General features: G+C 67.3%; 2 protein-coding genes. Both read right to left on the bottom strand.

The window, feature by feature from the left end; all coding sequences use genetic code 11:
- Positions 1-1,676: isocitrate lyase/phosphoenolpyruvate mutase family protein (locus tag VGT00_05530; protein ID HEV8530855.1), on the bottom strand; the 1,676-nt coding region annotated here is incomplete at its 3' end.
- The coding region (locus tag VGT00_05525; protein HEV8530854.1) for a malate synthase at positions 1,673-2,614 on the bottom strand (942 nt) is incomplete at its 5' end. The genes VGT00_05525 and VGT00_05530, both read right to left, overlap by 4 nt.

The following is a 2,614-nucleotide window of genomic DNA, read 5'->3' as shown; positions in this document are numbered from 1 at the left end:
CGCGGGCCTCCCACCAGCGTCTGCGGCGTCTTGTAGGGCGAGTCCACCAGGCGGAACTTCCGCTGCAGCCGCGCCAGGGACAGCATGCCGTCCTGCTTCAGCGCCGCCGCGAACTCCTCGGCGGCCAGGCCGTCGATCTGGTGCCCGCCGTAGGTGATGAAGTTGAAGACGAAGCCGAGCTGGCCCAGCTCCTCCGGGAACCGCCTCATCTCCTCGTCGCTCATGCCCGTGGTATCCCAATTGAAGGAGGGGGAGAGGTTGTAGGCCAGCATCTTGGACGGGAACTCGGCGTGGATCGCCTCCGCGAAGCGCCGGGCCTCCACCAGGTCCCCCGTCTTCGTCTCCATCCACAGGATGTCGGCGAAGGGAGCGGCGGCCAGGGACTTGGCGATCGCGTATTCGAGGCCGCCCTGCACCTGGTAGTAGCCCTCGGGCGTCTTGGAGATCTCGCAGTCCCAGATGATGTTGATGCCCATGGAACGGGCCCGCGCCCGGGCGGCATGGAACGACGTGCGGTTGGCGAAGGCCAGCCATTCCTCGGCGGTCATCTCGAAGCGCTCGCCTTCGTTCCCGCGGAACGCGATCACGTCGGCCACCGCCTGGGGGTAGCTCTTGAGGTTGGCCTGGTCCTGCCACGCCTCCAGGAAGCAGGTCTCGATCCTGTCCAGCAGGGGCTCGACCCCCGCCCCCTGGGCCCGCCTCAACGCCTCGATGTTCTCCTCGATCACGCGCATCACGCCCGCTCGGGCCAGCCAGGCGTCGGCCTCCTCGTACTCGCCCTGGGAGACCTCGAACAGCAGGTGCGCTCGCATGTCCTCCACGCCCAGCTCGCGGAGCTTCCTGAGGATGGCCAGGTAACCGGTCTTGTAGGTGGGCAGCTCGACGTTGGTGGCGCCCAGGATGAACGGATGGTCGCGCTCGTCCCCGCGTCCCTCCAGGAACGTGGCCGCCTCGGCGTCGGTCCGGGCCACGATGATGCCGGGCACCTTCATCACGTCGAGCTGGAAGCGCGCGGCGTTCAGACGCTTGATCTGCTCGTCCTCCGCGACCAGCACCTTGCCCCCCTGGTGCCCGCACTTCTTGACCCCGGGCTTCTGGTCCTCGATGTGATAGCCCGGAACCCCGGCCTCGACGAAGCGCCGGACGAGGTTCCGTACGTGCGCGTCGCCGCCATGCCCGGTGTCGGCGTCGGCGATGATGAAGGGCCGATAGTCGATCTCGGCAGAGGCGGCGCGCTGTGCCTCGCTCATGCGCGAGCGCGCGAAGCGTTGGTTGCGATCCGCCGTCAGCAGCGCGCGCACCATCGGCGCGGCCTCGTCAGGCACCTGGCTCAGCGGGTAGCTGGCCAGGTCGGGCCCCGGATCCTCGGTGGCCGATCCCTTGGCCGATGTCGCCCACCCACCCAGGTAGATGGCTTCGATGCCCGCCCGTTTCAAGGCCACCGCCTGACCCGGTGAATAGGGACCGAAGGTCGTGATCTGCTTGCGCTGGGCGAAGAGCTCCTGCAGCCGAGCGTAGAACTGCTCGGCCGCGGTCCTGGCTACGGTGTAGTCGGCCTGAATCGTGCCCCTCTGCTCGACCACCTGACGCGCGGAATAAAGGCGGGTGATCCCCTCGAAGCGGGGACTTGCCAGCCAGCGTGCGGTCTCGGCAACTTCCGAGTCGAATGAGCTCATGGTTCGAAATCCAGGTTACCGGTGATGCGGGTACCGTCCTTGGCAAAGGCGTCCATGTATGGCCCGATCCGCTGTCTAGCGTTCGCCAGGTCGTGGTTGTCCAGGTTGATGTTGAGGAGGTCGATGTACCAGGGCGGTTTGCTCGAGGCGCCGACGTAGGTCCTCACGATCTCGCGAGCGATGGGAAGGGTCGTCGCCTTGGAGTTGTCGTGCACGTCCCGATTGCTCGCGGCCAGCAGTTTGGCGTACTCCTCCCGGAGCAGGCGCTCGAACAGCTCGGGGCCGAAGGCGTCGCCTCTCGCGATGCCGGTCGCGTCGTCGGCCTCGGAGAAGGCAGCCGCCTTCTGCAGCCACTCCCAGAGGATGCTCAGGCGGATCTCTCCGGTTGCCATGTCCTCCATGAGGTACAGCACGTCGTCGTTGCCGAAGAAATCGGCGGGCTTGAGCGCCGCGGCCTGGAACCCCTGGCCGAAGGCGTTGCCGTACTGCAAGGCCACGCTGAGCAGATCGCGCGTGCCCCGGACGGTGCGCGGCGCCGGCTCGAGCAGGACGAGGCCGTCTGCATCGGCCGCGGTGTAGGTCAACGAGGGGAATTGCCTGCCGAGCTGGTTGTCTTGCCCCGCCTTCTCCCAGACGGGCCTGACGATGTGCACCATCTTCCAGTGGGCGACCCACTTGCCGGAGGCACCTTCACGCTGCTCGCGTTCGGCGCCGGCAACGGCCCGCTTCATCCCGTTCTCGACGCCCCGCTCCGAGCCCACCGGGATGTTGGGCTCCATGCCGCCCTGCCACAGCGCGCAGTGGCCCTGCTGGTCGGGTGTGTTGACTGCGCGCCGGACGCGGTCCTCGTAGTTCCGCATGTACCCGTAGGTCATGACGATGGCGTCGATGTTCGGATTGACGAACTCCGGATCCCACGCCATCGCGTCCGCGACGCT

Source organism: Candidatus Methylomirabilota bacterium (genome assembly GCA_036002485.1).
GTDB lineage: Bacteria > Methylomirabilota > Methylomirabilia > Rokubacteriales > CSP1-6 > AR37.
This window is presented reverse-complemented; position numbering and strand designations above follow the sequence as displayed.